We start from the raw sequence: 25,858 nt of genomic DNA on the forward strand, positions 1-25,858 counted from the left end.
ACAAAAAAGCCGGCGATTGCCGGCTTTTTTGTGTTCTGGGGGGGAGCTTCAGCGAGTGCCGAAGACCACCATGGTCTTGCCCTTCACGTGCACCAGACCCTGTTCTTCCAGGCTCTTGAGCACGCGGCCGACCATTTCGCGGGAGCAGCCGACGATGCGGCCGATCTCCTGGCGGGTGATCTTGATCTGCATCCCGTCCGGGTGGGTCATGGCGTCTGGCTGCTGGCACAGGTCCAGCAGGGTGCGGGCGACACGGCCGGTCACGTCGAGGAAGGCCAGGTCGCCGACCTTGCGGGTGGTCTTGCGCAGGCGATCGGCCATCTGGCTGCCGAGAGTGAAGAGAATCTCCGGATCCTGCTGGCTCAGTTCGCGGAACTTGGTGTAGCTGATCTCGGCAACTTCGCATTCGGTCTTGGCGCGGACCCAGGCGCTGCGCTCCTGGTTGCTGCTGCCTTCCTTCTCGAAGAGCCCCATCTCTCCGAAGAAGTCGCCGGTATTGAGATAGCCGATGATCATCTCGCGGCCATCATCGTCCTCGATCAGTACGGTCACCGAGCCCTTGATGATGAAGAACAGGCTCTCGCAGCGGTCGCCGGCGTAGATGATGGTGCTCTTGGCGGTGAAGCGGCGGCGGTGGCAGTGCGCGAGCAACTTGTCGAGGTTCTTGATTTTGGGTGTAAGGGTAATAGCTACCATGCCCGAGTCCCGGAAAGTAAAAGAGTGGCCTTTGCACAACAGGCGTCTAATGATTTTTTATTCAGTATGAGTGGCGCCGCATGTCCCTGGCTGGATCCCCCTCGATCCCCAGGGCGGCAAGATTGCCCCTTGGTGCAATGACTTGCCTGTAGGTAATTGGGCAAGAGATTAACAGACGACGTGTTACCAACAATGAGAAAACCGGAACATTCGTCGGGGCAATTTCCGAGAGTGTGCCAGTAAAATGGCGCCAGCTTAAGCAATAAATGACAGTGATCCTCGCTGAATTGCGACACAGCTAACAGCCGGCGGCTCCACTGGGCGGTCGAAAGGGCTGTGATAAGCTGGCGCCCCTTTTTTCGGCGGAGTTCTTCTCAATGAAAGCGCGAATCCAGTGGGCTGGCGAAGCGATGTTTCTCGGTGAGTCCGGCAGTGGCCACGTGGTGGTGATGGATGGCCCGCCGGATGCTGGTGGCCGCAACCTGGGCGTGCGCCCGATGGAGATGCTCCTGCTGGGCCTGGGCGGCTGCACCAACTTCGATGTGGTGAGCATCCTGAAGAAGGGACGCCAGCCGGTGGAAAGCTGCGAAGCCTTCCTCGAAGCCGAGCGCGCCACCGAAGACCCCAAGGTGTTCACCAAGATCCACGTGCACTTCGTAGTCAAGGGCCGTGGTCTGAAGGAAGCGCAGGTCAAGCGTGCGGTCGAGCTGTCGGCCGAGAAGTACTGCTCCGCCTCGATCATGCTGGGCCGCGCCGGCGTCGAGATCACCCACGACTACGAGATCGTCGAGCTGGGCTGACAGCCAGGTTCATCCTTTCATCATCAAGGGTGCGCAAACTGTGGCAGAGGTCGCCTGACCTCTGCATAATGCGCCACCTTTTTTCAGGGCCCTCCGGCTCGAAACCAAGCAACCACAATCGCCATCGCGAAGAGGTGTAAACCGTCCTACGCAGGTGCGCCGTACGCATCTGACGGGCATGCTCAACCACGCGGCAGAGCCGCATTGAAGAGAGTTCCCACGGTGAAAAGCAAACTCAAGCTCCACGGGTTCAACAACCTGACGAAGACCTTGAGCTTCAACATCTATGACATCTGCTATGCCGAGACGCCTGAAGACCAGCAGGCCTACGTGCAGTACATCGACGAAGAGTACGATGCCGAGCGTCTCACGCAGATCCTCACCGATGTTGTCGACATCATTGGCGCAAACATCCTGAACATCGCCCGTCAGGACTACGATCCGCAAGGCGCCAGCGTGACCATCCTGATCTCCGAGCAGCCGGTCACCCCGACCGACAGCCAGATCGAGGAATCCCCGGGGCCGCTACCGGAAACCATCCTGGCGCACCTCGACAAGAGCCATATCACCGTGCACACCTATCCGGAGATCCATCCGGTGGAAGGCATCGCGACCTTCCGGGTGGACATCGATGTGTCGACCTGCGGCGTCATCTCGCCGCTCAAGGCGCTCAACTACCTGATCCACCAGTTCGATTCGGACATCGTCACCGTGGATTATCGTGTGCGCGGTTTCACCCGTGACGTGGAAGGCAAGAAGCACTTCATCGACCACGAGATCAACTCGATCCAGAACTATCTCTCCGACGACACGTACGAGGCCTATCAGATGACCGACGTGAACGTGTACCAGGAGAACATGTTCCACACCAAGATGTTGCTCAAGGAGTTCGACCTGGACAATTACCTGTTCGGCGATGCGACCAGCAACCTGTCGCCCGAGCAGCGCAAGCAGGTGGAGGAGCGTGTGCGTCACGAGATGCTGGAAATATTCTACGCGCGCAACATGCCGCGCTGATCGAGCTACTGCGCTGGGAGATACGGCGTTGAAAAGCCGGGCCGAAATGCTCATTTGCTGCAGCAAACTCCGCTTTCATCCCGACTTTTCGCCTTGTCTCTCCTGCGCTCGTAACGCTCGATAGTAGAAACGAAAAAGGGGCACCCACCGGGTGCCCCTTTTTGTTTCCGGCCGGCTCAGATCCGGTAGGTTGACTTGGTCATCACCTTCGACAGCAGGGTCATGCCGAACTTCACCGGCGCGGGGAAGCGCAGGCCGCCGGCCTCGATGGCGCTGGTGGCGTGGTGCTGCTCGTCGGTGCGCATCTGTTCGAGGATGGCGCGGGACTTCTGGTCCTCGGCGGGAAGCTCGGTCAGGTGCTCGTCGAGGTGCTTGCACACCTGATCCTCGGTGGCGGCGACGAAACCGAGGCTGACGCGGTCGCTGATCAGACCGGCGGCCGCGCCAACGCCGAACGACAGGCCATAGAACAGCGGATTCAGCAGGCTCGGTCGGCTGCCCAGTTCGCGGATGCGCTGTTCGCACCAGGCCAGGTGGTCGACTTCCTCGTCGGCGGCGACTTCCATGGCTTTACGTACGTGCGGCAGCTTGGCGGTCAGCGCCTGGCCCTGGTAGAGCGCCTGGGCACAGACTTCACCGGTGTGGTTGATGCGCATCAGACCGGCGACATGACGGGCATCGGTTTCGCTGAGCTCGGCGTCGGGCTGGACGATGGCCGGCGACGGGCGCCCCGGGTGGCCGCTGAACGGCAGCAGGGTGCGCAAGGCGGCATCGGCTTGCAGCAGGAAGCGGTCGGCGGGGGAGTAGTGACGGTCGGCGGACATGGCGCACCTCCGGAAAGAACATTCGCCCGGCAGTTTACCGGATGGCGGATGACAGGTCTTGCCGTGGTGCGCGCAAAGAGTCCCCAGGTTACCTGTCAGCCCGGCGGCCAGTGCATCTGGCGCTGGCCGAGCACGTGCATGTGGATGTGGTGCACGGTCTGCCCACCCAGGTCGTTGCAGTTCATCACCACGCGGAAGCCTTCGTCGCAGCCCAGTTCCTGGGCCAGGCGCTGGGCGGTGAAGAGGATATGCCCGGCCAATGGCTTGTCTGCTTCCTGCAGGTCGTGAAGGGTAGCAATGTGCTTCTTCGGCACCACCAGGAAGTGCACCGGTGCCTGTGGGCCGATGTCGTGGAAGGCGATCACCTGGTCATCTTCATAGAGCTTGCGCGCGGGAATTTCCCCGGCGACGATCTTGCAGAACAAACAGTCCACGGACGTTCCTCCGATCTGGTTGGCTGGAACAGGAGTTTAGCGGCCGTGACCCGCACCGCCCAGGTTCGCGGCGGTATTCGCAAGGAGCCAGCGTGCAGAACGATATCCATGACCTGGGCCTGGTACTCGATTCCAGGGTCAAGCTGATCGTGATCGAGTCCTGGGACGAGCCCCGGGTGTTGGAAACCCTGACCGGCCTTGCCGTGCGCCGCGGGCTCGACCTGCGGCTATGGTCGGCGACCGAGGGCTTGCAGCGCCTGGGCTTCGGCGGCGAGCCGCAGGGCGCGGGCGACAGCCGCGAGGCGGAAACCGCGCTGCAACTGATCAAGGCCGACCCGCAGCCAACGCTCTACGTACTCTGCGACCTGCATCCCTACCTCAATGACACCCCCCGTGCGGTTCGCCTGCTCAAGGAAATCGCCATGGCCGAGGGCACGTTCAAGCCCACGGTGATCCTGGTGTCCCATGCGCTGAAGCTGCCGGCGGAGGTCCAGCGTTTCGCCGCGCGCTTCGCCCTGTCGCTGCCTTCGGAGGACGAACTGGTTGGCATCGTCCGCGAAGAAGCCACGCGCTGGAGCGAGCGCAACAGCGGGGCGCGCGTGCGCACGGACAACCGTACCCTGCGCCAGGTGGTGAAGAACCTGCGTGGCCTGACCCACGGCGAGGCCCGCTCGCTGGCGCGCGGGGTGATCTGCAATGACGGTGCGATCACCCAGGAAGACCTGCCGGAACTCAATCGCACCAAGTTCGAGCTGCTCAACCTCGACGGTGTGCTCAGCTTCGAGCACGACACCGCGCGCTTTGCCGAAGTTGGCGGGCTGGCGAACCTCAAACGTTGGCTCGGCGAGCGGCAGAGCGCCTTCACCGAGGGTAAAGAGAAGGACCTGCCCAAGGGTGTGCTGCTGGTCGGTGTGCAGGGTGGCGGCAAGAGCCTCGCGGCCAAGGCTGTCGCCGGACTCTGGGGCCTGCCGCTACTGCGGTTGGACTTCGGCAGCCTGTACAACAAGTACTTCGGCGAGACCGAGCGCAACCTGCGCGAGGCGCTGCGCCTGGCCGACAGCATGGCGCCCTGCGTGCTCTGGGCGGACGAGATCGAGAAGGGCGTGGCCACCGGCGACCAGGACAATGGCGTCAGCCAGCGCGTGCTCGGCACCCTGCTGACCTGGATGGCGGAACGCAAGGCGCCGGTGTTCATGGTCGCCACTGCCAATGCCATCGACCGTCTGCCGCCGGAACTGGTGCGCAAGGGGCGCTTCGATGAACTGTTTTTCGTCGACCTGCCGGAGCGTGAGGTGCGCATGGATATCTTCCGCATCCACCTGGCGCGCCGCGAGCTGGACGTGGCGCAGTTCGAGCTGGGCGCGCTGGCCGATGCAGCCGAGGGTTTTTCCGGCGCGGAGATCGAGCAGGCCGTGGTCGGCACCTTCTATGCTGCGCAGGCGCGGCAGAAATCGGTGGATCAAGCGCTGCTGCTGGAGGAAATCCGGCGGACGGCGCCGCTGTCGGTGGTGATGGCCGAGGAACTGGCCCAACTGCGGGAGTGGGCCGACGGCCGCACGGTGCGGGCCGACTGAATACGGCTCAGCTGGCCAGCGCCATGCGGTTGAGGCGGCCGGCCAGCTTGCGCAGCGCCCAGCGTGGCAGCAGGCGTACGGCGAAGGCCATCAGACGGTTGCGCCAGCCAGGGATGATGATCGCCGGCGCTCGGCGCAGCGCCCTGACGGTGCGGAAGGCGACCTCTTCGGGTGACATCATCAGCTTGCCGCCATCGAACCGGGAGGTCTGCAGCTCCGCATGGCGGAAGAAGGCGGTGCGGGTCGGTCCGGGGCACAGCACGGAAACCTTGATGCCGCGTCCGCGCAGCTCCTCGCGCAGCCCTTCGGAGAAGTGCAGCACGAAGGCCTTGCTGGCGTAGTAGCTGCTCATCCACGGGCCGGGCAGCAGGCCGGCCACCGACGCGACATTGAGAATCTGCCCGCCGCCGCTGCGCTCCATCATCGCGCCGATGCCATGGCACAGGCGCGCGACCGCGAGGACGTTGAGTTCCAGAAGTTCCTGCTCGCTGGACCAGTCATGGTCGAGGAAGGAACCTGAGGTGCCGATGCCGGCGTTGTTCACCAGCAGCTCAATCTGCCGGCCGCTTTGCTCCAGCTCATGGAGCAGACCGGAAATCTGCAGCGGCTCGGAGAGATCGCAGACGCGGAACAGCACCTCGACGCCGAAGCGCTGCGAGAGCTCGCAGGCGATGCTGTCCAGCGCATCGCGCTGGCGGGCCACCAGGATCAGCGCCTGGCCGCGCCGCGCGAGGGCTTCGGCCAGCGCCAGGCCGATGCCGCTGGAGGCGCCGGTGATGAGGGCAAAACGAGGCATTCAAAGGTCTCTGTGGCGGGGTGGCGTTCGACCACGCCCGCCACGGGTTGTTGCATTACTGGTCGGTGCCGCCGGCGTCGTCGGAGTCGGCGCCTTCGGTGTCGCCGCTGTTGAATTCCTCAGACGGATCGGCCGATGCGGCGGCATCCGGCTCGCCCTGTTGGTACTGGGCTGCGTTGGCGCGCTCGACGTACTGCTCGTAACTGGGAATCGCGATGGCGGCAAGGATACCGACTACCACCGGAACGATCACCATGCTCCAGGCCAGCGCCACCACGCCACGGCTGTTGGGCGGCGGCGGCGGGCCGTAGCGGTTGGCGCCGTCGTTGCCGGGGATCAGCATCATCAGCAGGGGAAACACGCTGCCCACCACCGGGACGATGTTGAGCAGCATCAGCCATCCCGACCAGCCGATATCGTGCAGGCGCTGAATGCCCATCATGACACCGACGATGGCGTAGGCGATGAACACGACTGCCGCCAGCAGCATGCCCAGCGTCTGGGAGATCGCGAAGGCACCGGCCACCAGCAGGAAGATCGGGATGGCGACCAGGAACAGCGCCATGCTCCAGCCCAGATAGCGGACCCGGCCGATCCGGCCTTCGCTGGTGAAGGGCTGAAGTTCGCCGAATTCCGGCAACTCGTCACCGACGCGGGCCTGCGGCGGCGCATAGGGGGACGCGGTCGATGTCCCGGTGCCGGATGTTGCCATGCTGGCGTTCATCTCGGCCTGACGGGCGAGATAGCGCTCGATGATGATGCCGCAGGCACTGCAGTCGCTGGCCTTGAGTTGTACATGCCCGCATTTGGGACAGGTCATCTGGTCATCGCGGAGCGTTTCAGCGGGGGCGCGGCTGGCGAGCGTTGCTTCGTTGGGATGGTCGTCGGTTTCGACCAGGCTCAAGCCTCCTGCCTGCTCCTCGGCTTCCTTGCGGGCGTTGGCGCCTGCGCCGTGCAGGGCTCGGAGGTATTTGTCGGCCTCGTCGTCGGAGAGGTCGCGCTTGAGCACCACCGGTTTGCCGCTGAACAGTGCGTCGATCTTCGACGTGTCACTCTTGAACAGGCGGGCGAGGTTTTCCTTGGCGGTTTCCAGCGGTGTCTGTGGCATCAGCGTGCCGTCGAACACGATCTTGAAGCGGGCTTGGTCCATTGGGGCATCCTTGTCAGCGGGCTGTGGTGAGATCGATACAGCGTAATCGTGCCTTTTGGGGGCAACAAGCTGCCCCGCTATACATATCGGCAAGTGGTGGCGCTGGTCAGACCAGCAGTTGGCCGGGCAGCGTCGTGCTGCGGCTCAAGGCCTGGCGGTACTCGTTGTCGAGCCGGGCGATGAGTTCCTCCACCGACGGCAGGTCATGGATGTTGCCGACCCCCTGGCCGGCCGACCAGACGGTCTTCCAGGCCTTGGCCTCGTCGCTTACCGGCTTGAGCTTCTCGCCATAGTTGATGTCGGCCTTGTCGGTCAGGCGTTTCATGTCGAAGCCGGCGGCCTCCAGGCTCTGGCGCATGAAGCTGGCCGGTACGCCGGACACCGCCGGCGTATGGATGATGTCGGCGGCGCGGGCTTCGAGGAGCATCCGCTTGTAGTCGGTGGAGGCGTTGCTCTCGCGGGTGGCGATGAAGCGGGTGCCGAGGTAGGCGAGGTCGGCGCCAAGCACCTGCGCGGCGAGAATCTCATGGCCGTGGTTGATGCAGCCGGCCAGCAGCAGGGTCTTGTCGAAGAACTGGCGGATCTCTGCGATCAGCGCGAAGGGGCTCCAGGTGCCAGCATGGCCGCCGGCGCCGGCGGCGACCGCGATCAGTCCATCGACTCCGGCTTCCGCGGCCTTTTCGGCGTGGCGGCGGGTGGTGACGTCATGGAAGACCAGTCCGCCATAGCTGTGCACGGCGTCCACCACCTCGCGCACCGCGCCCAGGCTGGTGATGACGATAGGGACGCGATGCTCCACACACAGCGCCAGGTCCGCCTGCAGACGCGGGTTGCTGTGGTGGACGATGAGGTTCACCGCGTAGGGCGCCGCCTTGGGATCGGCGGCCAGGCCCGCCTCGATTTCCTCCAGCCAGGCCTTGAAGCCGCTGCTTTCGCGCTGGTTCAGCGCCGGGAAACTGCCGACGATGCCGCCCTTGCAGCAGGCCAGTACCAGTTGCGGGGTGGACACCAGGAACATCGGTGCCGCCACCAGGGGAACGCGCAGGCGACGGTCGAGCAGGGCAGGCAGGGACATGGCAGTCTCCTCGGACGGCAGAGTCAGAAGGGTTTGATCACCACCAGGATGACGATGGCAAGCAGGAACAGTACCGGTACCTCGTTGAACCAACGGTAGAACACGTGGCTGCGGCCGTTCTCGCCGCGGGCGAAGCGCTTGAGCATGGCGCCGCAGGCGTGGTGGTAGCCGATCAGCAGGACCACCAGGGTGAGCTTGGCGTGCAGCCAGCCCTGGCTCAGCCAGGCCGGGTTCAGGTAGAGCATCCAGGCGCCCAGGAGGATGGTGAGGATCATCGAGGGGCCCATGATGCCGCGGTACAGCTTGCGCTCCATCACGCAGAAGCGCTCCCGGCTGGCGGCATCCTCGCTCATGGCGTGGTAGACGAACAGGCGCGGCAGGTAGAACAGGCCGGCGAACCAGCAGACCACGGCAATGATGTGAAAGGCTTTGAGCCACAGGTACAGCATCGGGACTTCCTCGGATCGGTGATGAGCCGATAGTAGTGGCGCGGTGCAATGGCGTCATCCCTGGTTCTATTACACTAGGGACGTCATCGACCTTTCCATGCGTGGCGCGTTGCCGCGTATGCCGCTCGGCATCCGGCAGATGCCCGACTCGTGCCCATGTCCGATTCCACGCCGCCCCAGAGCACCTCCGAGTCGATTGCCCAGGCTTCGCCGCAGCAGGCGCCGAAGCGCTCATGGCTGCGGCATCCCTTGCTACGACGCTGGCGACGGACTCTGGCTTTCTGGGTGGGGGCCTTGCTGGTGGGGTTGGTGGCGCTGGTCTTCGCGCATCTGGCGGACCTCGCCAGTGCGACGTTTCGCGGTGTGGTCGCGCACAGCCAGTGGTGGCCGTGGCTGGTCTGTCCGCTGGGTTTCGCCGGATTGGTCTGGCTGACCCAGGGGGCGCTGAAAAATACCCGTGGCAGCGGCATTCCGCAGGTCATCGTGGCCCTGGAACAGCGCAGCAGCCGGACCCGCAATGCCCTGCTGTCGTTGCCGATCGCCGTGGGCAAACTGTTCCTCACCCTGTTGGCACTGCTGGTAGGTGCCTCGGCCGGGCGCGAGGGGCCTACGGTGCACATCGGCGCCGCGCTGATGTATTCCCTCGGCAGACGGCTCGGTCTCTATGGCAAGCGTACGGTTTCCGGGCTGATCATCGCCGGTGGCGCGGCAGGCATCGCGGCGGCTTTCAATACGCCGCTGGGCGGTGTGGTGTTCGCCATCGAGGAGATGAGCCGCAGCTTCGAGCAGCGCTTCAGCGGCCTGGTGCTGACTGCGGTCCTGCTTGGCGGCATGGTTACGCTCGGCCTGATGGGCAGCTACAGCTATTTCGGTCGGCTATCCGAGAGCATGCCGTTGGGGCCCGCCTGGATTGCCGTGGTGGCCTGCGGTGTTCTGGGCGGGCTGCTCGGCGCTCTGTACTGTCGCCTGGTCCTGCCTGCCCAGCAGGGACCCCTGAGCTTCATCAGCCGCTGGCGCGGGCGCTGGCCGCTCCGTTTCGCTTTCGTTTGCGGTCTGCTGCTGGCGCTCCTGGGCCTGCTGTCGGGGCAGCACGTGTTCGGCACCGGCTACGCCGAGACCCGCTCCATTCTGGATGGCCAGCCGGTGGTGGGGCATGACTTCCTGCTGTGGAAGTTCACCGCCAACGTGGTGTCCTTCATTGCGGGGATTCCCGGTGGCTTGTTCTCGCCTTCGCTCACCGTTGGTGCCAGCCTTGCCCCCTGGCTTACGCCATTGATTCCCGGCGCGAGCCTGTCGGCGGTGGGGCTGCTGGGAATGTCCGCGTACCTTGCCGGTGTGACGCGCACGCCCCTGACCGCCACAGTCATCACGGTGGAAATGTCCCACAGCCCGGACATGCTGATTCCAATCCTCGCTGCGACCCTCCTGGCCAGCGGCATTTCCGGTCGGTTTACCCCGTTGCCCATTTACCACGCACTCGCCCGTCAGATGCAGGAAACCCTGGCCCCGACCAAAGGGTCTGCCTCCTAGGCACATTCGCTCTGTTCAGCGGGGGCAGCGGCTCATATCATGACTGCCCCTGAATTTGGCCCCATAGGTGGAGTGACAGGTAGATGATCAAGGTCGGTATCGTAGGTGGTACGGGTTATACGGGCGTGGAACTGCTGCGCCTGCTGGCACAGCATCCCCAGGCGCACGTCGAGGTGATTACCTCGCGTTCCGAGGAGGGCGTGAAAGTCGCCGATATGTACCCGAACCTGCGAGGCCACTATGACGGCCTGGCGTTCAGCGTGCCGGACGTGAAGCGCCTGGGCGAGTGTGACGTGGTGTTCTTCGCCACGCCTCATGGCGTCGCTCATGCCCTGGCCGGCGAGCTGCTGGCCACCGGCACCCGGGTGATCGACCTGTCCGCGGACTTCCGCCTGCAGGACGCCGAAGAGTGGGCCAAGTGGTACGGCCAGCCTCATGGCGCGCCCGAACTGCTGCCCGAAGCCGTCTACGGCCTGCCGGAAGTGAATCGCGAGGCCATCAAGTCAGCGCGCCTGATCGCCGTGCCCGGCTGCTATCCGACCGCCACCCAGCTCGGTTTCATCCCGCTGCTGGAAAACGGCCTGGCCGATGCCAGCCAGCTGATCGCCGACTGCAAGTCCGGCGTCAGTGGCGCTGGCCGTGGCGCCAAGGTCGGTTCGCTGTTCTGTGAGGCCGGTGAGAGCATGATGGCCTACTCGGTCAAGGGCCACCGTCACCTGCCGGAGATCAGCCAGGGCCTGCGTCGTGCAGCGAAAGGCGATGTCGGCCTGACCTTCGTACCGCACCTGACCCCGATGATCCGCGGTATCCACGCGACCCTGTATGCCCGCGTCGCCGACCGTGGCGTGGACCTGCAGAAGCTCTATGAAGAGCGCTACGCCAACGAGCCGTTCGTCGACGTGATGCCGGCCGGCAGCCATCCGGAAACCCGCAGCGTGCGCGGCGCCAACGTTTGCCGCATCGCCGTGCACCGTCCGCAGGGTGGCGACCTGGTGGTGATCCTGTCGGTGATCGACAACCTGGTGAAGGGCGCATCCGGCCAGGCGATCCAGAACATGAACATCCTGTTCGGCCTGGACGAGCACATGGGCCTGTCCAACGTCGCGCTGCTGCCGTAAGGACGGATTGCCCCGGAAAGCGGCCGATTGATCTGGACCAAAGGATGAGTTGGATTAGTTGACCGTTTTTCTGGGGTAAGCGGATAATAGCCCGCAATGTTGTAACGTACGGCCTCGGCCGGGAGAGTTGTCACCATGACCATCGAAACCTTCACCCCCACCCCGCTGGTGTTTTCCCACGGCGCTGCAAACAAGGTGAAGAACCTGATCGACGAAGAAGGCAATCCGCGTCTGAAGCTGCGGGTGTTCGTCACGGGCGGTGGCTGCTCGGGCTTCCAGTACGGGTTCACCTTCGATGAGGACACCGCGGACGACGACACCATCGTCGAGCGCGACGGCGTCAGCCTCGTGGTCGATCCGATGAGCTTCCAGTACCTCGCCGGTGCGGAAGTGGACTACCAGGAAGGCCTCGAAGGTTCGCGGTTCGTTATCAAGAACCCGAACGCAGCGACCACCTGTGGCTGCGGCCAGTCCTTCTCGATCTGATGCCGTAGTAATGAAAACGCCGCGCAATAGCGCGGCGTTTTTGTTTGTGCAGTCGGTTCAGGCAGGGTAGAGCGCGCCTAGAATGCGAGGCCCCCGGGCGGCGGTGACCTCCGGGCAGTTGCCGGGCAGGCGCTCGAGGAATCGATGGGCCAGCCAGGCGAAGGCCATGGCTTCCATCCACTCCGGCGGCACGCCGCGGTCGATGCTGCTGATCACGTCTGCGCCAGGCATATGCGCGGCCAGGCGTTGCATAAGGGTGGTGTTGAACGCTCCACCACCACAGACCACCACTTCCTCGCAGCCCGGCTGCGCATCCAGAAGCGCGGCAGCAATGCTGTGTGCCGTCAGCTCCAGCAGGGTCGCCTGCACATCTTCGGCTTTTACCGGGCCGTGATTGGCCAGCAGCGATGTCAGCCAGTTCAGGTTGAAGCGTTCGCGGCCGGTGCTCTTCGGGCCCTTCGCGGCAAAGAAGTCGTCCGCCAGCATCACCCGTAGCAGAGACTGGTCGATACTGCCGCTGGCTGCCCACGCGCCATCACGATCGTAGGCTTCGCCGCGTTGTTCCTGAATCCAGGCATCCAGCAGCACATTGCCCGGGCCGCAGTCGAACCCACGGACGGGCTTGCCGGGGCTGAGCAGGGAGACGTTGCTGAAGCCGCCGACATTGAGGATCGCGCACTCGCGGCTGTCGCTGCCGAACAAGGCCTGGTGGAAGGCCGGGACCAAGGGCGCACCCTGGCCGCCGGCAGCGACATCGCGACGACGGAAGTCAGCCACCACATCGATACCGGTCAGCTCGGCGAGCAGTGCCGGATTGCCGATCTGTACGGTGAAGCCCAGATGCGGCTCGTGGCGAATGGTCTGGCCGTGGCTGCCGATGGCGCGAATCGCACTGGCATCCAGCGTTTCGCGGGCCAGGAGTTCGTTGATGCCTTGGGCCGCGAGGCGAACCCAGTTGTTTTCCGCGAGGGCGGAGCGGGCGACTTCGTCAGGGCCGGAGGAGCAGAGCGACAGGAGGTCGGCGCGAAGAGCCGGCGGCATGGGGAGGTAATGGGACGCGAGCAGCGTGGTCTGCTCGCCTTGCTCGATCAGGGCGATGTCCAGTCCGTCGAGACTGGTGCCGGACATCACCCCAAGATAGAGCGGCATGGCTCAGCGCTTGTTCAGGGCCAGGAAGGTTGCCTTCTCCTGGTCCATGCGAGCGATCAGCGGTTGGGTCTGAGCGAGGAAGCGCTTGCGTTCCGGACCACTCAGCGGGTCGGCCGTCGGCAGTTTGGCGCTCAGCGGATCGACGTGCTGGCCGTTGACCTGGAACTCGTAATGCAGGTGCGGGCCGGTGGCCAGGCCGGTCATGCCAACGTAACCGATGATCTGGCCCTGCTTCACCGCTACACCGGAGCGGATGCCCTTGGCGAAGCGGCTCATGTGGCCGTACACGGTGCGATAGCGCTGGCCGTGCTGGATCACGACGGCGTTGCCGTAACCGCCCTTGCGGCCGGCTTCGAGGATCTTGCCGTCGCCGGTAGCCTTGATCGGCGTGCCGATGGGCGCCGCGTAGTCCACGCCCTTGTGTGCACGAATCTTGTTCAGGATGGGGTGGAAACGCCCGATCGAGAAGCGCGAACTGATGCGGGCGAAGTCCACCGGAGTTCGGATGAACGCCTTGCGCATGCTGCTGCCGTCGGCGCGCAGGTAGCTGGTGTTGCCCTGCCTGGTGGTGTAGCGCACCGCGGTGTATTCCTTGCCGCGGTTGACGAAGCGGACAGCGAGGATGCTTCCGGTGTTGACCTGCTTACCGTTCACCTGCTGGGATTCGTAGATCACATCGAACTCGTCGCCTTCGCGAATATCCTGGGCGAAGTCGATGTCGTAGCCGAGGATGTTGGCCATCGACATGATCAGGTCGTGGGACAGGCCTGCGTTCTTGCCGGCGGCGAACAGCGAACTGTCGATGCGGCCGTGGGCGTAGTTGGCGTGCACCGACGGTTTGACCAGGTCGCGCTTGAAGTCATAGCCCTTGGCGGACTTGCTCAGGCTGATGGTCTCCATGTCGCTGCGCTTGACCTTCAGGCCCTGCAGGTCGCCCTTGGCGTCAATGAGGAAATCCACGTCCTGGCCGACATCGAGACGAGTGAACTGCTTGGCGTCCTTGTTGGCGGCAAGCATGTCGTGCACGACGTTCGCCGGCAGGCCGGCCTTCGCGAACACGTTGGAAAGAGTGTCGCCCTTGCCCACGGTCACGCTCTTCCACGCAGGCTCTGCGGGGGCGGAGGGGGAGGCTTGTTTACTCGAGTCGGCGAGATCGTTCTTCTTTTCCGCGTCTTTTCCGGCGCTGTTCTGGTTATCGGACGAACCTTCTATCTGTGCAAAGGGAGAAGAGCCGTCGTCTTCCGTGACCGGGTTGGGTCGAAGATCGTCTTTTTCCTGAATGATGCGGTCTGTGCCGCTCTCCAGCTCCAGATTGAGCGTGGTCTTCTTCGCCTCGACCTCGGCCGAGGGGAACACCAGCAGAGCCAGGCTGAGGAGCGCTGCTACACCGCTTGCGGCCAGCAGATGGCTCTTCGGGTAGTACGGCGCTTTCTGATCGGATTGCGTCATGGCGTGAGTGGTGTTTTGGGAATGTGAAATAACTGCCTAAAATATAACCAAATTCCTTCAGAGGCAACCCTGCTGACGGGCTTCTGACGTCCTGTCCTCTGGCGCCGGGCAAAACTTGTTTTTAGTGCCTGTTCTTGTATCGTTGGTTCCCTTTCGCAATTCGCAACGTACAGGAAACTGCAATGAAGTCGGTCGAAGAGCAGCTGGCGCTGATCAAGCGCGGAGCGGACGAAATTCTCGTGGAGGCCGAGCTGATCGAAAAGCTCAAGCGCGGCCAGCCCCTGCGTATCAAGGCCGGCTTCGACCCGACCGCCCCCGATCTGCACCTCGGTCACACCGTTCTAATTAATAAGCTGCGCCAGTTCCAGGATCTGGGGCATCAGGTGATCTTCCTGATCGGTGACTTCACTGGGATGATCGGTGACCCCAGTGGGAAAAGTGTTACCCGTCCTCCCCTCACTCGCGAGCAGGTTCTCGAGAACGCCGAGACCTACAAGGCACAGGTTTTCAAGATCCTCGACCCCGCGAAGACCGAAGTGGCCTTCAATTCCACCTGGATGGACCAGCTTTCCCCCGCTGACTTCATTCGCCTGGCTTCCCAGTACACCGTTGCCCGTATGCTGGAGCGCGATGATTTCAGCAAGCGCTATGCCAACAACCAGTCCATCGCCATTCATGAGTTCCTTTATCCGCTGGTTCAGGGGTACGACTCGGTAGCGCTGCGCGCGGACGTGGAGCTTGGCGGCACCGACCAGAAGTTCAACCTGCTGATGGGGCGTGAGCTGCAACGTGCGTACGATCAGGAGCCGCAGTGCATCCTGACCATGCCGCTGCTGGAAGGTCTGGATGGCGTGAAGAAGATGTCCAAGTCCCTGGGCAACTACATCGGCATCCAGGAAGCGCCGGGCGTCATGTACAGCAAGCTGGTCTCCATCCCGGACACCCTGATGTGGCGTTACTTCGAGCTGCTGAGCTTCCGCTCCATGGAAGAGATCGAAGGCTTCAGGAAGGATGTAGAGGCAGGCGCCAACCCGCGCGACATCAAGATCAAGCTGGCCGAGGAAATCGTTGCTCGCTTCCATGGCGAAGAGGCTGCCGCTTCGGCGCACAAGTCCGCCGGTAACCGTCTGAAGGAGGGCGAGCTGCCGGAAGACCTGCCGGAAGTGGAAGTCGCTGCGGCCGAAGACCTGCCGATCGGCGCAGTCCTTAATAAGGCTGGCCTGGTGAAGAACTCCGCAGTCGCTCGCGATCTGCTGTCTTCCAGCGGCGTGCGTGTGGACGGCGAAGTCGTGGATCGCAGCTTTGTCTTCAAGATCGGCGCTACCCACGTTCTGCAGGCCGGCAAGAAGGCCTTCGCACGTGTCACCCTGGTCACCGAGTAAAGAAAGTTTAAAAAAGTCGTTGACGGGTCTTTTTAAGTCCCTATAATGCGCACCACTCCCAGCGACGAAGCGCTGAAAGAGCTTGAAAATCAAGCACTTACAAAGATTCGAAGCTGAGGGTGGTGGTCCGGCAGGTGAATCACTTGCCACTCTTCATTCGCTGCTCCGGCAGTGAATCGAAAAGAAGATCATCGAGGTGCTTGACAGTGAGTTTGATCGCTGTAGAATGCGCCTCCCGCTGGTGAGAAGGCTTCCTTCTCCGAAGCGCAAGCGGTTGAGTAGAAAAGAAAATTTTCGAAAACAACGCTTGACAAGATGAGACGCTGCTGTAGAATGCGCGCCTCGGTTGAGACGAAAGCCTTGACCAACTGCTCTTTAACAAGTCGAATCAAGCAATTCGTGTGGGTGCTTGTGATGTAAGACTGATGATCGACTGATTATCAGCAACGCAAGTAACACTCGTGAATTCGAGAGTTTTAGCTCTTTAAATAGAGCATGCGATTGCTGAGCCAAGTTTAGGGTTTTCGCAAAACCCAAGCAGTATTGAACTGAAGAGTTTGATCATGGCTCAGATTGAACGCTGGCGGCAGGCCTAACACATGCAAGTCGAGCGGATGAGTGGAGCTTGCTCCATGATTCAGCGGCGGACGGGTGAGTAATGCCTAGGAATCTGCCTGGTAGTGGGGGACAACGTTTCGAAAGGAACGCTAATACCGCATACGTCCTACGGGAGAAAGCAGGGGACCTTCGGGCCTTGCGCTATCAGATGAGCCTAGGTCGGATTAGCTAGTTGGTGGGGTAAAGGCCTACCAAGGCGACGATCCGTAACTGGTCTGAGAGGATGATCAGTCACACTGGAACTGAGACACGGTCCAGACTCCTACGGGAGGCAGCAGTGGGGAATATTGGACAATGGGCGAAAGCCTGATCCAGCCATGCCGCGTGTGTGAAGAAGGTCTTCGGATTGTAAAGCACTTTAAGTTGGGAGGAAGGGCAGTAAGTTAATACCTTGCTGTTTTGACGTTACCAACAGAATAAGCACCGGCTAACTTCGTGCCAGCAGCCGCGGTAATACGAAGGGTGCAAGCGTTAATCGGAATTACTGGGCGTAAAGCGCGCGTAGGTGGTTTGGTAAGATGGATGTGAAATCCCCGGGCTCAACCTGGGAACTGCATCCATAACTGCCTGACTAGAGTACGGTAGAGGGTGGTGGAATTTCCTGTGTAGCGGTGAAATGCGTAGATATAGGAAGGAACACCAGTGGCGAAGGCGACCACCTGGACTGATACTGACACTGAGGTGCGAAAGCGTGGGGAGCAAACAGGATTAGATACCCTGGTAGTCCACGCCGTAAACGATGTCGACTAGCCGTTGGAATCCTTGAGATTTTAGTGGCGCAGCTAACGCGATAAGTCGACCGCCTGGGGAGTACGGCCGCAAGGTTAAAACTCAAATGAATTGACGGGGGCCCGCACAAGCGGTGGAGCATGTGGTTTAATTCGAAGCAACGCGAAGAACCTTACCTGGCCTTGACATGTCCGGAACCTTGCAGAGATGCGAGGGTGCCTTCGGGAATCGGAACACAGGTGCTGCATGGCTGTCGTCAGCTCGTGTCGTGAGATGTTGGGTTAAGTCCCGTAACGAGCGCAACCCTTGTCCTTAGTTACCAGCACCTCGGGTGGGCACTCTAAGGAGACTGCCGGTGACAAACCGGAGGAAGGTGGGGATGACGTCAAGTCATCATGGCCCTTACGGCCAGGGCTACACACGTGCTACAATGGTCGGTACAGAGGGTTGCCAAGCCGCGAGGTGGAGCTAATCCCACAAAACCGATCGTAGTCCGGATCGCAGTCTGCAACTCGACTGCGTGAAGTCGGAATCGCTAGTAATCGTGAATCAGAATGTCACGGTGAATACGTTCCCGGGCCTTGTACACACCGCCCGTCACACCATGGGAGTGGGTTGCTCCAGAAGTAGCTAGTCTAACCGCAAGGGGGACGGTTACCACGGAGTGATTCATGACTGGGGTGAAGTCGTAACAAGGTAGCCGTAGGGGAACCTGCGGCTGGATCACCTCCTTAATCGAAGATCGCAGCTTCTTCATAAGCTCCCACACGAATTGCTTGATTCACTGGTTAGACGATTGGGTCTGTAGCTCAGTTGGTTAGAGCGCACCCCTGATAAGGGTGAGGTCGGCAGTTCGAATCTGCCCAGACCCACCAATTGTTGTGGTGTGCTGCTGATCCGATGGGGCCATAGCTCAGCTGGGAGAGCGCCTGCTTTGCACGCAGGAGGTCAGGAGTTCGATCCTCCTTGGCTCCACCATCTCTAAATCGTCGAAAGCTCAGACAGGAATGTTCGGTGTAACGAACCTTGCTGTCTGGTCTTTGTGCCAGAACTGTTCTTTAAAAATTTGGGTATGTGATAGAAGTAGACTGAATAATCTCTTTCACTGGTGATTATTCAAGTCAAGGTAAAATTTGCGAGTTCAAGCGCGAATTTTCGGCGAATGTCGTCTTCACGTTCGAGACTGTAACCAGATTGCTTGGGGTTATATGGTCAAGTGAAGAAGCGCATACGGTGGATGCCTTGGCAGTCAGAGGCGATGAAAGACGTGGTAGCCTGCGATAAGCTTCGGGGAGTCGGCAAACAGACTTTGATCCGGAGATCTCTGAATGGGGGAACCCACCTAGGATAACCTAGGTATCTTGTACTGAATCCATAGGTGCAAGAGGCGAACCAGGGGAACTGAAACATCTAAGTACCCTGAGGAAAAGAAATCAACCGAGATTCCCTTAGTAGTGGCGAGCGAACGGGGACTAGCCCTTAAGCTTCTTTGAATCTAACAGAACGCTCTGGAAAGTGCGGCCATAGTGGGTGATAGCCCCGTATGTGAAAGGTTCTTTGAAGTGAAATCGAGTAGGACGGAGCACGAGAAACTTTGTCTGAATATGGGGGGACCATCCTCCAAGGCTAAATACTACTGACTGACCGATAGTGAACCAGTACCGTGAGGGAAAGGCGAAAAGAACCCCGGAGAGGGGAGTGAAATAGAACCTGAAACCGTATGCGTACAAGCAGTGGGAGCCTACTTTGTTAGGTGACTGCGTACCTTTTGTATAATGGGTCAGCGACTTATATTCAGTGGCGAGCTTAACCGTATAGGGAAGGCGTAGCGAAAGCGAGTCTTAATAGGGCGATTTAGTCGCTGGGTATAGACCCGAAACCGGGCGATCTATCCATGAGCAGGTTGAAGGTTAGGTAACACTGACTGGAGGACCGAACCCACTCCCGTTGAAAAGGTAGGGGATGACTTGTGGATCGGAGTGAAAGGCTAATCAAGCTCGGAGATAGCTGGTTCTCCTCGAAAGCTATTTAGGTAGCGCCTCACGTATCACTCCAGGGGGTAGAGCACTGTTTCGGCTAGGGGGTCATCCCGACTTACCAAACCGATGCAAACTCCGAATACCTGGAAGTGTCAGCGTGGGAGACACACGGCGGGTGCTAACGTCCGTCGTGAAAAGGGAAACAACCCAGACCGTCAGCTAAGGTCCCAAAGTTGTGGTTAAGTGGTAAACGATGTGGGAAGGCTTAGACAGCTAGGAGGTTGGCTTAGAAGCAGCCACCCTTTAAAGAAAGCGTAATAGCTCACTAGTCGAGTCGGCCTGCGCGGAAGATGTAACGGGGCTCAAACCACACACCGAAGCTACGGGTGCATCGCAAGATGCGCGGTAGAGGAGCGTTCTGTAAGCCTGTGAAGGTGAGTTGAGAAGCTTGCTGGAGGTATCAGAAGTGCGAATGCTGACATGAGTAACGACAATGGGTGTGAAAAACATCCACGCCGAAAGACCAAGGGTTCCTGCGCAACGTTAATCGACGCAGGGTTAGTCGGTCCCTAAGGCGAGGCTGAAGAGCGTAGTCGATGGGAAACAGGTTAATATTCCTGTACTTCTAGTTACTGCGATGGAGGGACGGAGAAGGCTAGGCCAGCTTGGCGTTGGTTGTCCAAGTTTAAGGTGGTAGGCCGAACACTTAGGCAAATCCGGGTGTTCAAGGCCGAGAGCTGATGACGAGTCGTCTTTTAGATGATGAAGTGGTTGATGCCATGCTTCCAGGAAAAGCTTCTAAGCTTCAGGTAACTAGGAACCGTACCCCAAACCGACACAGGTGGTCGGGTAGAGAATACCAAGGCGCTTGAGAGAACTCGGGTGAAGGAACTAGGCAAAATGGCACCGTAACTTCGGGAGAAGGTGCGCCGATGAGGGTGAAGCATTTACTGCGTAAGCCCATGTCGGTCGAAGATACCAGGCCGCTGCGACTGTTTATTAAAAACACAGCACTCTGCAAACACGAAAGTGGACGTATAGGGTGTGACGCCTGCCCGGTGCCGGAAGGTTAATTGATGGGGTTAGCGAAAGCGAAGCTCTTGATCGAAGCCCCGGTAAACGGCGGCCGTAACTATAACGGTCCTAAGGTAGCGAAATTCCTTGTCGGGTAAGTTCCGACCTGCACGAATGGCGTAACGATGGCGGCGCTGTCTCCACCCGAGACTCAGTGAAATTGAAATCGCTGTGAAGATGCAGTGTATCCGCGGCTAGACGGAAAGACCCCGTGAACCTTTACTGTAGCTTTGCACTGGACTTTGAGCCTGCTTGTGTAGGATAGGTGGGAGGCTTTGAAGCGTGGACGCCAGTCTGCGTGGAGCCAACCTTGAAATACCACCCTGGCATGCTTGAGGTTCTAACTCTGGTCCGTCATCCGGATCGAGGACAGTGTATGGTGGGCAGTTTGACTGGGGCGGTCTCCTCCTAAAGAGTAACGGAGGAGTACGAAGGTGCGCTCAGACCGGTCGGAAATCGGTCGCAGAGTATAAAGGCAAAAGCGCGCTTGACTGCGAGACAGACACGTCGAGCAGGTACGAAAGTAGGTCTTAGTGATCCGGTGGTTCTGTATGGAAGGGCCATCGCTCAACGGATAAAAGGTACTCCGGGGATAACAGGCTGATACCGCCCAAGAGTTCATATCGACGGCGGTGTTTGGCACCTCGATGTCGGCTCATCACATCCTGGGGCTGAAGCCGGTCCCAAGGGTATGGCTGTTCGCCATTTAAAGTGGTACGCGAGCTGGGTTTAGAACGTCGTGAGACAGTTCGGTCCCTATCTGCCGTGGACGTTTGAGATTTGAGAGGGGCTGCTCCTAGTACGAGAGGACCGGAGTGGACGAACCTCTGGTGTTCCGGTTGTCACGCCAGTGGCATTGCCGGGTAGCTATGTTCGGAATAGATAACCGCTGAAAGCATCTAAGCGGGAAACTAGCCTCAAGATGAGATCTCACTGGGAACTTGATTCCCCTGAAGGGCCGTCGAAGACTACGACGTTGATAGGTCGGGTGTGTAAGCGCTGTGAGGCGTTGAGCTAACCGATACTAATTGCCCGTGAGGCTTGACCATATAACACCCAAACAATTTGTGTGTTCGATGGTGAAGTCGACGAACCGAAAGTTCGTGTGAACCGCAAAGACTGTCACATACCCGAATCTGGATGAGCGTGTGCGAATGCCACGAGCGTCCTAAAGAATTGCTTGACGACCATAGAGCGTTGGAACCACCTGATCCCATCCCGAACTCAGCAGTGAAACGACGCATCGCCGATGGTAGTGTGGGGTTTCCCCATGTGAGAGTAGGTCATCGTCAAGCTCCTATCCCAAAGCCCCTGGTTAGCGAAAGCTGGCCGGGGGTTTTGCTTTGCGCGCGGGAAAACCGGTGTTTTGCTGCATAGGCAAGTCCGGCATGCCTCTATATGATGCGTGCCTGAATATTGCGGGGGTGATATGCAGACCTTGCTGACATTGCTGAGCGATGGCCGCTTCCATTCAGGAGAAGAGCTCGGTGCTCTGCTCGGGGTAAGCCGAAGTGCCGTCTGGAAACGCCTCGAAGGTCTCGAGCGCGACTACGGGATGGTCGTGCAGAGAGTGCGCGGTCGTGGCTATCGCCTGGAAGAGCCACTGAGCATCATCGCGCCCAGGCAGGGCTTCGGCCCCTGGCCGCTGGATGTGCTTTTCTCCATCGACTCCACCAACGCTGAAGTGCTGCGGCGCCTAGCCGCGGGCGCGGCTGCGCCGTTCGCTATTCTGGCGGAGCGCCAAACCGCCGGGCGCGGCCGGCGTGGGCGTCAGTGGGAAAGCCCATTCGGCGCCAACATCTATTACACCCTTGGCATTGCTGTTCGAGGTGGTGCGAAGGAGCTCGAAGGGCTGAGCCTTGTGGTAGGGCTTGCTGTTGCGCGCGCCATTCGCTCCCTGGGTGTTGCCGATGTCGGGCTCAAGTGGCCCAACGACGTCCTGGTCGGTGGCAGGAAGATCGCCGGCATACTGCTGGAGCTCACGGGAGATCCCGCCGATATCTGCAGCGTCGCCATTGGTATCGGCATCAATGTGAATATGCGCAAAGCCGAGACTATTGATCAGCCCTGGACGTCGCTGCGTGAGGCGCTGGGTGTGTTGCTCGATCGTAATGCGCTGCTCGCAGAGTTGGAGTTGGAGCTTGCCCAGGTGCTTTCCCGCCACCGCGAGCAAGGTTTCTCTGCCAGCCTCGAGGAGTGGGAGTCTCTTCATCTTTGGCAGGGGAAGCAGGTCACGCTATCCACTGCCGCCAATAATATCGTTGGGCGCGCGTTGGGCATCGATGAGCGAGGCGCTTTGCGCCTTCTGGTCGATGGGCAGGAGCAGCGTTACAGCGGAGGCGAGCTGAGCCTGAGGTTGTCTGATGATTCTTGAATTGGATTGCGGTAATAGCCTGATCAAGTGGCGTGTGGTCAGAAAACACGATCTGGTGACTGTTGCCGGGGGCGTGGCCGATTCTGATCCGGCGCTGCTTGCACAGTTGCAGGCAAACGGCGCTCTGGATATTCGCTATTGCCGCATGGTGAGTGTGCGCAGTGAGCAGGAAACCGAGGCGCTGCGCAGCTCGCTCGAAAATGCGTTTCCCGTCTCAGTCCAGGTTGCCGCGCCGGCGAAAGAGCTCGCTGGCGTCGTGAACGGCTATCGCGAATACCAGCGTCTGGGTATGGATCGTTGGCTTGCACTGGTGGCAGGGCATTGTCTGGCGGGGCGTGGTTGTCTGGTGATCGATCTCGGCACTGCGGTGACTTCCGATCTGGTTGATGCCTCCGGGCGCCACATGGGCGGTTACATCGCCCCTGGGATGCCGCTGATGCGTAGCCAGTTGCGGACGCATACACGCCGTATTCGCTATGACGATGAGGCGGCCCATGAGGCGTTGCAGAATCTGTTGCCGGGTCAGGAAACCTCTGAAGCGGTGGAGCGTGGTTGCGTTCTGATGCTTCGGGGTTTCGTGCGCGAACAATGCGCCCTGGCCAGCCAACTGCTGGGCGACGAATGTGCGGTGTACCTCACCGGGGGGGATGCCGAGCTGGTGAAGGACGAGCTTGCGCGCGCCGTGGTGCTTCCGGATCTGGTGTTTCTCGGCCTGGCGCTCGCCTGCCCGATTGAGTGAGTCTGATTGATGCGTTGGTTCTTTCTGTTCCTGTTGGCATTGAACGTCTTTTATTACGTATGGCATCAGCAGCAGGCGCCGCTCCGTCCCAAGGAAGTTGCGCCCCTGAGTCTGTTCCATAGTGAGCAGAAGAATATTCGCCTGCTGAGCGAGTCGAGCGAGGCGCCCCAGCGCCGGCAGGCTGATGAAAAGCCGGCGGCCCCGGCGTCGGCCTGCCTGTTCCTGGGGAGCTTCCCGGCCGAGGAGCGCGCCCGGCTGCTGGCGCAGCGACTTATCAGTCTGGATGTGCAGGCGTCGGTGCAGACGGTGGATGCGGCTGCCGGTATGGATTATTGGGTATATCTGCCGCCCCTGGCTTCACGTCAGGCATCGCTGTGGCAGCTGCGCGAGCTGCAGGCGCGAAAGATCGACAGCTACATCATTACCGAGGGTGACCTGGCGGATGGCATCTCGCTAGGGATCTTTCAACGCAAGGACTCCGCGGACAGTATCGTGGAGCGCCTGAAGTCGGCAGGCTATGACGCGCTGATCCGCGAACTGGCGCGCTCGCAGCACGATTATTGGGTGCAGGTCGCCCCCGATAGCAGTCGCCTGGTGGACGATTCCCTGGTGCGCCAATTGGCTCCGGATTTCCCAGAACTGCAAAAACAAACAATGCCATGCAAAAGCGTTGCAAGCCCTCAATAGTTTGAATAGAATGGCGCCCGCTTCACAGGGGTGACCTGAAAAGGGAAAACACTGGAAGCCGTTGTCGAAGAGCTAAGCTCAAGTTTTTTAAAGAAAAACAGTTGACAACGCGGTGGCAGGCTGTAGAATGCCGCCTCACTCGGAGGGGTTCCCGAGCGGCCAAAGGGATCAGACTGTAAATCTGACGTCTCAGACTTCGAAGGTTCGAATCCTTCCCCCTCCACCAGTTTCAAGCGTGAGCCTCAAGCTCCGCGGGTATAGTTCAGTGGTAGAACCTCAGCCTTCCAAGCTGATGATGCGGGTTCGATTCCCGCTACCCGCTCCAAGTTTGTTGCTTATGTCTTGCTCATGTAGCTCAGCTGGTAGAGCACACCCTTGGTAAGGGTGAGGTCAGCGGTTCAAATCCGCTCATGAGCTCCATCTCGCAAAGGCAGATATGAAAATATCTGCCTTTGTTTTAATGGTGACGTGACTTTCTCAATTCCTTACGGGAGGCGGTCAAGATGGCTAAAGAAAAGTTTGAGCGTAACAAGCCGCACGTAAACGTCGGCACCATCGGTCACGTTGACCACGGTAAAACCACTCTGACCGCTGCTCTGACCAAGGTCTGCTCCGAGACCTGGGGCGGCTCCGCTCGCGCTTTCGACCAGATCGACAACGCGCCGGAAGAGAAGGCTCGTGGTATCACCATCAACACCTCTCACGTTGAATACGACTCGCCCGTTCGCCACTACGCGCACGTAGACTGCCCGGGCCACGCCGACTACGTGAAGAACATGATCACCGGTGCTGCCCAGATGGACGGCGCGATCCTGGTTTGCTCGGCTGCTGACGGCCCCATGCCGCAGACCCGCGAGCACATCCTGCTGTCCCGTCAGGTAGGCGTTCCTTACATTGTCGTGTTCCTGAACAAGGCCGACATGGTTGACGACGCCGAGCTGCTGGAACTGGTCGAGATGGAAGTTCGCGACCTGCTGAACACCTACGACTTCCCGGGTGATGACACCCCGATCGTCGTGGGTTCCGCTCTGATGGCTCTGAACGGTCAGGACGACAACGAGATGGGCGTTTCCGCCGTGCGCAAGCTGGTAGAGACCCTGGACTCCTACATCCCCGAGCCGGTTCGTGCAATCGACCAGCCGTTCCTGATGCCGATCGAAGACGTGTTCTCGATCTCCGGTCGTGGCACCGTGGTAACTGGTCGTGTTGAGCGTGGCATCGTCAAGGTTCAGGAAGAAGTGGAAATCGTCGGCATCAAGGCGACCACCAAGACCACCTGCACTGGCGTTGAAATGTTCCGCAAGCTGCTCGACGAAGGTCGTGCTGGTGAGAACGTCGGCGTCCTGCTGCGCGGCACCAAGCGTGAAGACGTAGAGCGTGGCCAGGTTCTGGCCAAGCCGGGCACCATCAAGCCGCACACCAAGTTCGAGTGCGAAGTGTACGTGCTGTCCAAGGAAGAAGGCGGTCGTCACACCCCGTTCTTCAAGGGCTACCGTCCGCAGTTCTACTTCCGTACCACCGACGTAACCGGCAACTGCGAGCTGCCGGAAGGCGTTGAGATGGTAATGCCGGGCGACAACGTGAAAATGGTTGTCACCCTGATCGCTCCGATCGCCATGGAAGATGGCCTGCGCTTCGCGATCCGCGAAGGCGGCCGTACCGTTGGCGCCGGCGTGGTTGCCAAGATCATCGAATAATCGATTGATCTTTTCCCCTCAGGCCGGCATAA

The 25,858-nt window shown here is 60.4% G+C and carries 20 protein-coding genes, 5 tRNA genes and 3 rRNA genes; 19 read left to right on the plus strand and 9 right to left on the minus strand.

Going from position 1 to position 25,858, the window contains the following annotated elements; genetic code table 11:
- Positions 1–48 precede the first annotated feature (48 nt).
- Complete coding sequence (gene crp / locus O6P39_RS02840) at positions 49–696, minus strand: cAMP-activated global transcriptional regulator CRP (RefSeq protein ID WP_275609960.1); 648 nt, start codon at positions 694–696, stop codon at positions 49–51.
- 377 nt (positions 697–1,073) lie between these two features.
- Here crp and O6P39_RS02845 point away from each other — a divergent pair, with 377 nt between their 5' ends.
- Both O6P39_RS02845 and speD read left to right on the plus strand, forming a co-directional pair.
- The gene (locus tag O6P39_RS02845; RefSeq protein ID WP_275609961.1) at positions 1,074–1,496 is read left to right on the plus strand and encodes an OsmC family protein; all 423 of its coding nucleotides are present in this window, start codon (positions 1,074–1,076) and stop codon (positions 1,494–1,496) included.
- 222 nt (positions 1,497–1,718) lie between these two features.
- Positions 1,719–2,513: an adenosylmethionine decarboxylase gene (gene speD, locus O6P39_RS02850; RefSeq protein WP_088420394.1), complete on the plus strand. Its 795-nt coding sequence runs from the start codon at positions 1,719–1,721 to the stop codon at positions 2,511–2,513.
- Between the two features lie 176 nt (positions 2,514–2,689).
- On the opposite strand, the gene coq7 is transcribed toward speD, so the two are convergent.
- Together coq7 and O6P39_RS02860 are read right to left on the minus strand one after the other, a co-directional pair.
- Positions 2,690–3,337 (minus strand): 2-polyprenyl-3-methyl-6-methoxy-1,4-benzoquinone monooxygenase, encoded by a 648-nt coding sequence (gene coq7 / locus O6P39_RS02855; protein ID WP_275609962.1) that lies wholly within the window; start codon positions 3,335–3,337, stop codon positions 2,690–2,692.
- Between the two features lie 95 nt (positions 3,338–3,432).
- Positions 3,433–3,771: a histidine triad nucleotide-binding protein gene (locus tag O6P39_RS02860; RefSeq protein WP_275609963.1), complete on the minus strand. Its 339-nt coding sequence runs from the start codon at positions 3,769–3,771 to the stop codon at positions 3,433–3,435.
- Between the two features lie 92 nt (positions 3,772–3,863).
- Here O6P39_RS02860 and O6P39_RS02865 point away from each other — a divergent pair, with 92 nt between their 5' ends.
- Complete coding sequence (locus O6P39_RS02865; protein WP_275609964.1) at positions 3,864–5,345, plus strand: AAA family ATPase; 1,482 nt, start codon at positions 3,864–3,866, stop codon at positions 5,343–5,345.
- Between the two features lie 7 nt (positions 5,346–5,352).
- On the opposite strand, the gene O6P39_RS02870 is transcribed toward O6P39_RS02865, so the two are convergent.
- From O6P39_RS02870 to hemJ, 4 genes are all read right to left on the minus strand, one after another.
- On the minus strand, positions 5,353–6,141 hold the full coding sequence (locus O6P39_RS02870) for an SDR family oxidoreductase (RefSeq protein ID WP_275609965.1): 789 nt from the start codon (positions 6,139–6,141) through the stop codon (positions 5,353–5,355).
- Between the two features lie 55 nt (positions 6,142–6,196).
- Positions 6,197–7,291, minus strand: coding sequence for a DUF805 domain-containing protein (locus O6P39_RS02875; protein WP_275609966.1), 1,095 nt, complete (start codon positions 7,289–7,291; stop codon positions 6,197–6,199).
- A 106-nt stretch (positions 7,292–7,397) separates the two neighbouring features.
- A complete protein-coding gene (locus O6P39_RS02880) occupies positions 7,398–8,366 on the minus strand; it encodes a nitronate monooxygenase family protein (RefSeq protein ID WP_275609967.1) in 969 nt (322 codons plus the stop codon).
- Positions 8,367–8,389: 23 nt separating this feature from the next.
- Complete coding sequence (gene hemJ, locus O6P39_RS02885; protein WP_275611872.1) at positions 8,390–8,812, minus strand: protoporphyrinogen oxidase HemJ; 423 nt, start codon at positions 8,810–8,812, stop codon at positions 8,390–8,392.
- Positions 8,813–8,971: 159 nt separating this feature from the next.
- Here hemJ and O6P39_RS02890 point away from each other — a divergent pair, with 159 nt between their 5' ends.
- The 3 genes from O6P39_RS02890 (at position 8,972) to erpA (ending at position 11,949) form a co-directional block, all read left to right on the plus strand.
- Positions 8,972–10,345, plus strand: coding sequence for a chloride channel protein (locus tag O6P39_RS02890; RefSeq protein ID WP_275609968.1), 1,374 nt, complete (start codon positions 8,972–8,974; stop codon positions 10,343–10,345).
- Between the two features lie 83 nt (positions 10,346–10,428).
- A complete protein-coding gene (argC, locus tag O6P39_RS02895; RefSeq protein WP_275609969.1) occupies positions 10,429–11,463 on the plus strand; it encodes an N-acetyl-gamma-glutamyl-phosphate reductase in 1,035 nt (344 codons plus the stop codon).
- Between the two features lie 135 nt (positions 11,464–11,598).
- Positions 11,599–11,949 carry an iron-sulfur cluster insertion protein ErpA gene (gene erpA / locus O6P39_RS02900; RefSeq protein WP_275609970.1) on the plus strand — a complete coding sequence of 117 codons (351 nt, stop codon included), beginning with the start codon at positions 11,599–11,601 and terminating at the stop codon, positions 11,947–11,949.
- A gap of 57 nt (positions 11,950–12,006) precedes the next feature.
- Here the strand turns inward: erpA and O6P39_RS02905 are convergent, their stop codons facing one another.
- The gene (locus O6P39_RS02905) at positions 12,007–13,098 is read right to left on the minus strand and encodes an anhydro-N-acetylmuramic acid kinase (protein WP_275609971.1); all 1,092 of its coding nucleotides are present in this window, start codon (positions 13,096–13,098) and stop codon (positions 12,007–12,009) included.
- A 3-nt stretch (positions 13,099–13,101) separates the two neighbouring features.
- Positions 13,102–14,547, minus strand: a complete 1,446-nt coding sequence (locus O6P39_RS02910) for a peptidoglycan DD-metalloendopeptidase family protein (protein ID WP_275609972.1) — start codon at positions 14,545–14,547, stop codon at positions 13,102–13,104.
- A 182-nt stretch (positions 14,548–14,729) separates the two neighbouring features.
- Here O6P39_RS02910 and tyrS point away from each other — a divergent pair, with 182 nt between their 5' ends.
- The 13 genes from tyrS to tuf all read left to right on the plus strand — a co-directional run bounded on the left by tyrS (position 14,730) and on the right by tuf (position 25,826).
- Entirely contained in the window at positions 14,730–15,929 is a 1,200-nt protein-coding gene (tyrS, locus tag O6P39_RS02915; protein WP_275609973.1) for a tyrosine--tRNA ligase, read from the plus strand.
- 545 nt (positions 15,930–16,474) lie between these two features.
- Positions 16,475–18,010 (plus strand): 16S ribosomal RNA (locus O6P39_RS02920).
- Between the two features lie 64 nt (positions 18,011–18,074).
- Positions 18,075–18,151, plus strand: a tRNA-Ile gene (locus O6P39_RS02925).
- A gap of 27 nt (positions 18,152–18,178) precedes the next feature.
- A tRNA-Ala gene (locus O6P39_RS02930) sits at positions 18,179–18,254 on the plus strand.
- A 232-nt stretch (positions 18,255–18,486) separates the two neighbouring features.
- Positions 18,487–21,378: ribosomal RNA gene (locus O6P39_RS02935) — 23S ribosomal RNA — on the plus strand.
- A gap of 130 nt (positions 21,379–21,508) precedes the next feature.
- A 5S ribosomal RNA gene (gene rrf / locus O6P39_RS02940) occupies positions 21,509–21,624 on the plus strand.
- Together the 16S, 23S and 5S rRNA genes with 2 tRNA genes alongside form the textbook arrangement of a ribosomal RNA operon.
- A gap of 134 nt (positions 21,625–21,758) precedes the next feature.
- Positions 21,759–22,703: a bifunctional biotin--[acetyl-CoA-carboxylase] ligase/biotin operon repressor BirA gene (birA, locus tag O6P39_RS02945; RefSeq protein WP_275609974.1), complete on the plus strand. Its 945-nt coding sequence runs from the start codon at positions 21,759–21,761 to the stop codon at positions 22,701–22,703.
- Positions 22,693–23,442, plus strand: coding sequence for a pantothenate kinase (locus O6P39_RS02950; protein ID WP_275609975.1), 750 nt, complete (start codon positions 22,693–22,695; stop codon positions 23,440–23,442). Before birA ends, O6P39_RS02950 begins: the two co-directional genes overlap by 11 nt.
- Positions 23,443–23,451: 9 nt before the next feature.
- Positions 23,452–24,129 carry an SPOR domain-containing protein gene (locus O6P39_RS02955; RefSeq protein ID WP_275609976.1) on the plus strand — a complete coding sequence of 226 codons (678 nt, stop codon included), beginning with the start codon at positions 23,452–23,454 and terminating at the stop codon, positions 24,127–24,129.
- A gap of 141 nt (positions 24,130–24,270) precedes the next feature.
- Positions 24,271–24,355, plus strand: a tRNA-Tyr gene (locus tag O6P39_RS02960).
- A 25-nt stretch (positions 24,356–24,380) separates the two neighbouring features.
- A tRNA-Gly gene (locus tag O6P39_RS02965) sits at positions 24,381–24,454 on the plus strand.
- 19 nt (positions 24,455–24,473) lie between these two features.
- Positions 24,474–24,549 (plus strand) — tRNA-Thr (locus O6P39_RS02970).
- Positions 24,550–24,632: 83 nt separating this feature from the next.
- Complete coding sequence (gene tuf, locus O6P39_RS02975) at positions 24,633–25,826, plus strand: elongation factor Tu (RefSeq protein WP_152219891.1); 1,194 nt, start codon at positions 24,633–24,635, stop codon at positions 25,824–25,826.
- Positions 25,827–25,858 lie beyond the last annotated feature (32 nt).

Origin of the sequence: Pseudomonas sp. PSE14, from assembly GCF_029203285.1 — a bacterium.
Lineage (GTDB): Bacteria > Pseudomonadota > Gammaproteobacteria > Pseudomonadales > Pseudomonadaceae > Pseudomonas.

What these genes read in the sequence shown, in the direction of transcription:
- crp (WP_275609960.1), bottom strand. Translation starts at nt 696, where the DNA reads ATGGTAGCTATTACCCTTACACCCAAAATCAAGAACCTCGACAAGTTG.
- O6P39_RS02845 (WP_275609961.1), top strand. Translation starts at nt 1,074, where the DNA reads ATGAAAGCGCGAATCCAGTGGGCTGGCGAAGCGATGTTTCTCGGTGAG.
- coq7 (WP_275609962.1), bottom strand. Translation starts at nt 3,337, where the DNA reads ATGTCCGCCGACCGTCACTACTCCCCCGCCGACCGCTTCCTGCTGCAA.
- O6P39_RS02870 (WP_275609965.1), bottom strand. Translation starts at nt 6,141, where the DNA reads ATGCCTCGTTTTGCCCTCATCACCGGCGCCTCCAGCGGCATCGGCCTG.
- O6P39_RS02875 (WP_275609966.1), bottom strand. Translation starts at nt 7,291, where the DNA reads ATGGACCAAGCCCGCTTCAAGATCGTGTTCGACGGCACGCTGATGCCA.
- O6P39_RS02880 (WP_275609967.1), bottom strand. Translation starts at nt 8,366, where the DNA reads ATGTCCCTGCCTGCCCTGCTCGACCGTCGCCTGCGCGTTCCCCTGGTG.
- O6P39_RS02890 (WP_275609968.1), top strand. Translation starts at nt 8,972, where the DNA reads ATGTCCGATTCCACGCCGCCCCAGAGCACCTCCGAGTCGATTGCCCAG.
- argC (WP_275609969.1), top strand. Translation starts at nt 10,429, where the DNA reads ATGATCAAGGTCGGTATCGTAGGTGGTACGGGTTATACGGGCGTGGAA.
- erpA (WP_275609970.1), top strand. Translation starts at nt 11,599, where the DNA reads ATGACCATCGAAACCTTCACCCCCACCCCGCTGGTGTTTTCCCACGGC.
- O6P39_RS02905 (WP_275609971.1), bottom strand. Translation starts at nt 13,098, where the DNA reads ATGCCGCTCTATCTTGGGGTGATGTCCGGCACCAGTCTCGACGGACTG.
- O6P39_RS02910 (WP_275609972.1), bottom strand. Translation starts at nt 14,547, where the DNA reads ATGACGCAATCCGATCAGAAAGCGCCGTACTACCCGAAGAGCCATCTG.
- tyrS (WP_275609973.1), top strand. Translation starts at nt 14,730, where the DNA reads ATGAAGTCGGTCGAAGAGCAGCTGGCGCTGATCAAGCGCGGAGCGGAC.
- birA (WP_275609974.1), top strand. Translation starts at nt 21,759, where the DNA reads ATGCAGACCTTGCTGACATTGCTGAGCGATGGCCGCTTCCATTCAGGA.
- O6P39_RS02950 (WP_275609975.1), top strand. Translation starts at nt 22,693, where the DNA reads ATGATTCTTGAATTGGATTGCGGTAATAGCCTGATCAAGTGGCGTGTG.
- O6P39_RS02955 (WP_275609976.1), top strand. Translation starts at nt 23,452, where the DNA reads ATGCGTTGGTTCTTTCTGTTCCTGTTGGCATTGAACGTCTTTTATTAC.
- tuf (WP_152219891.1), top strand. Translation starts at nt 24,633, where the DNA reads ATGGCTAAAGAAAAGTTTGAGCGTAACAAGCCGCACGTAAACGTCGGC.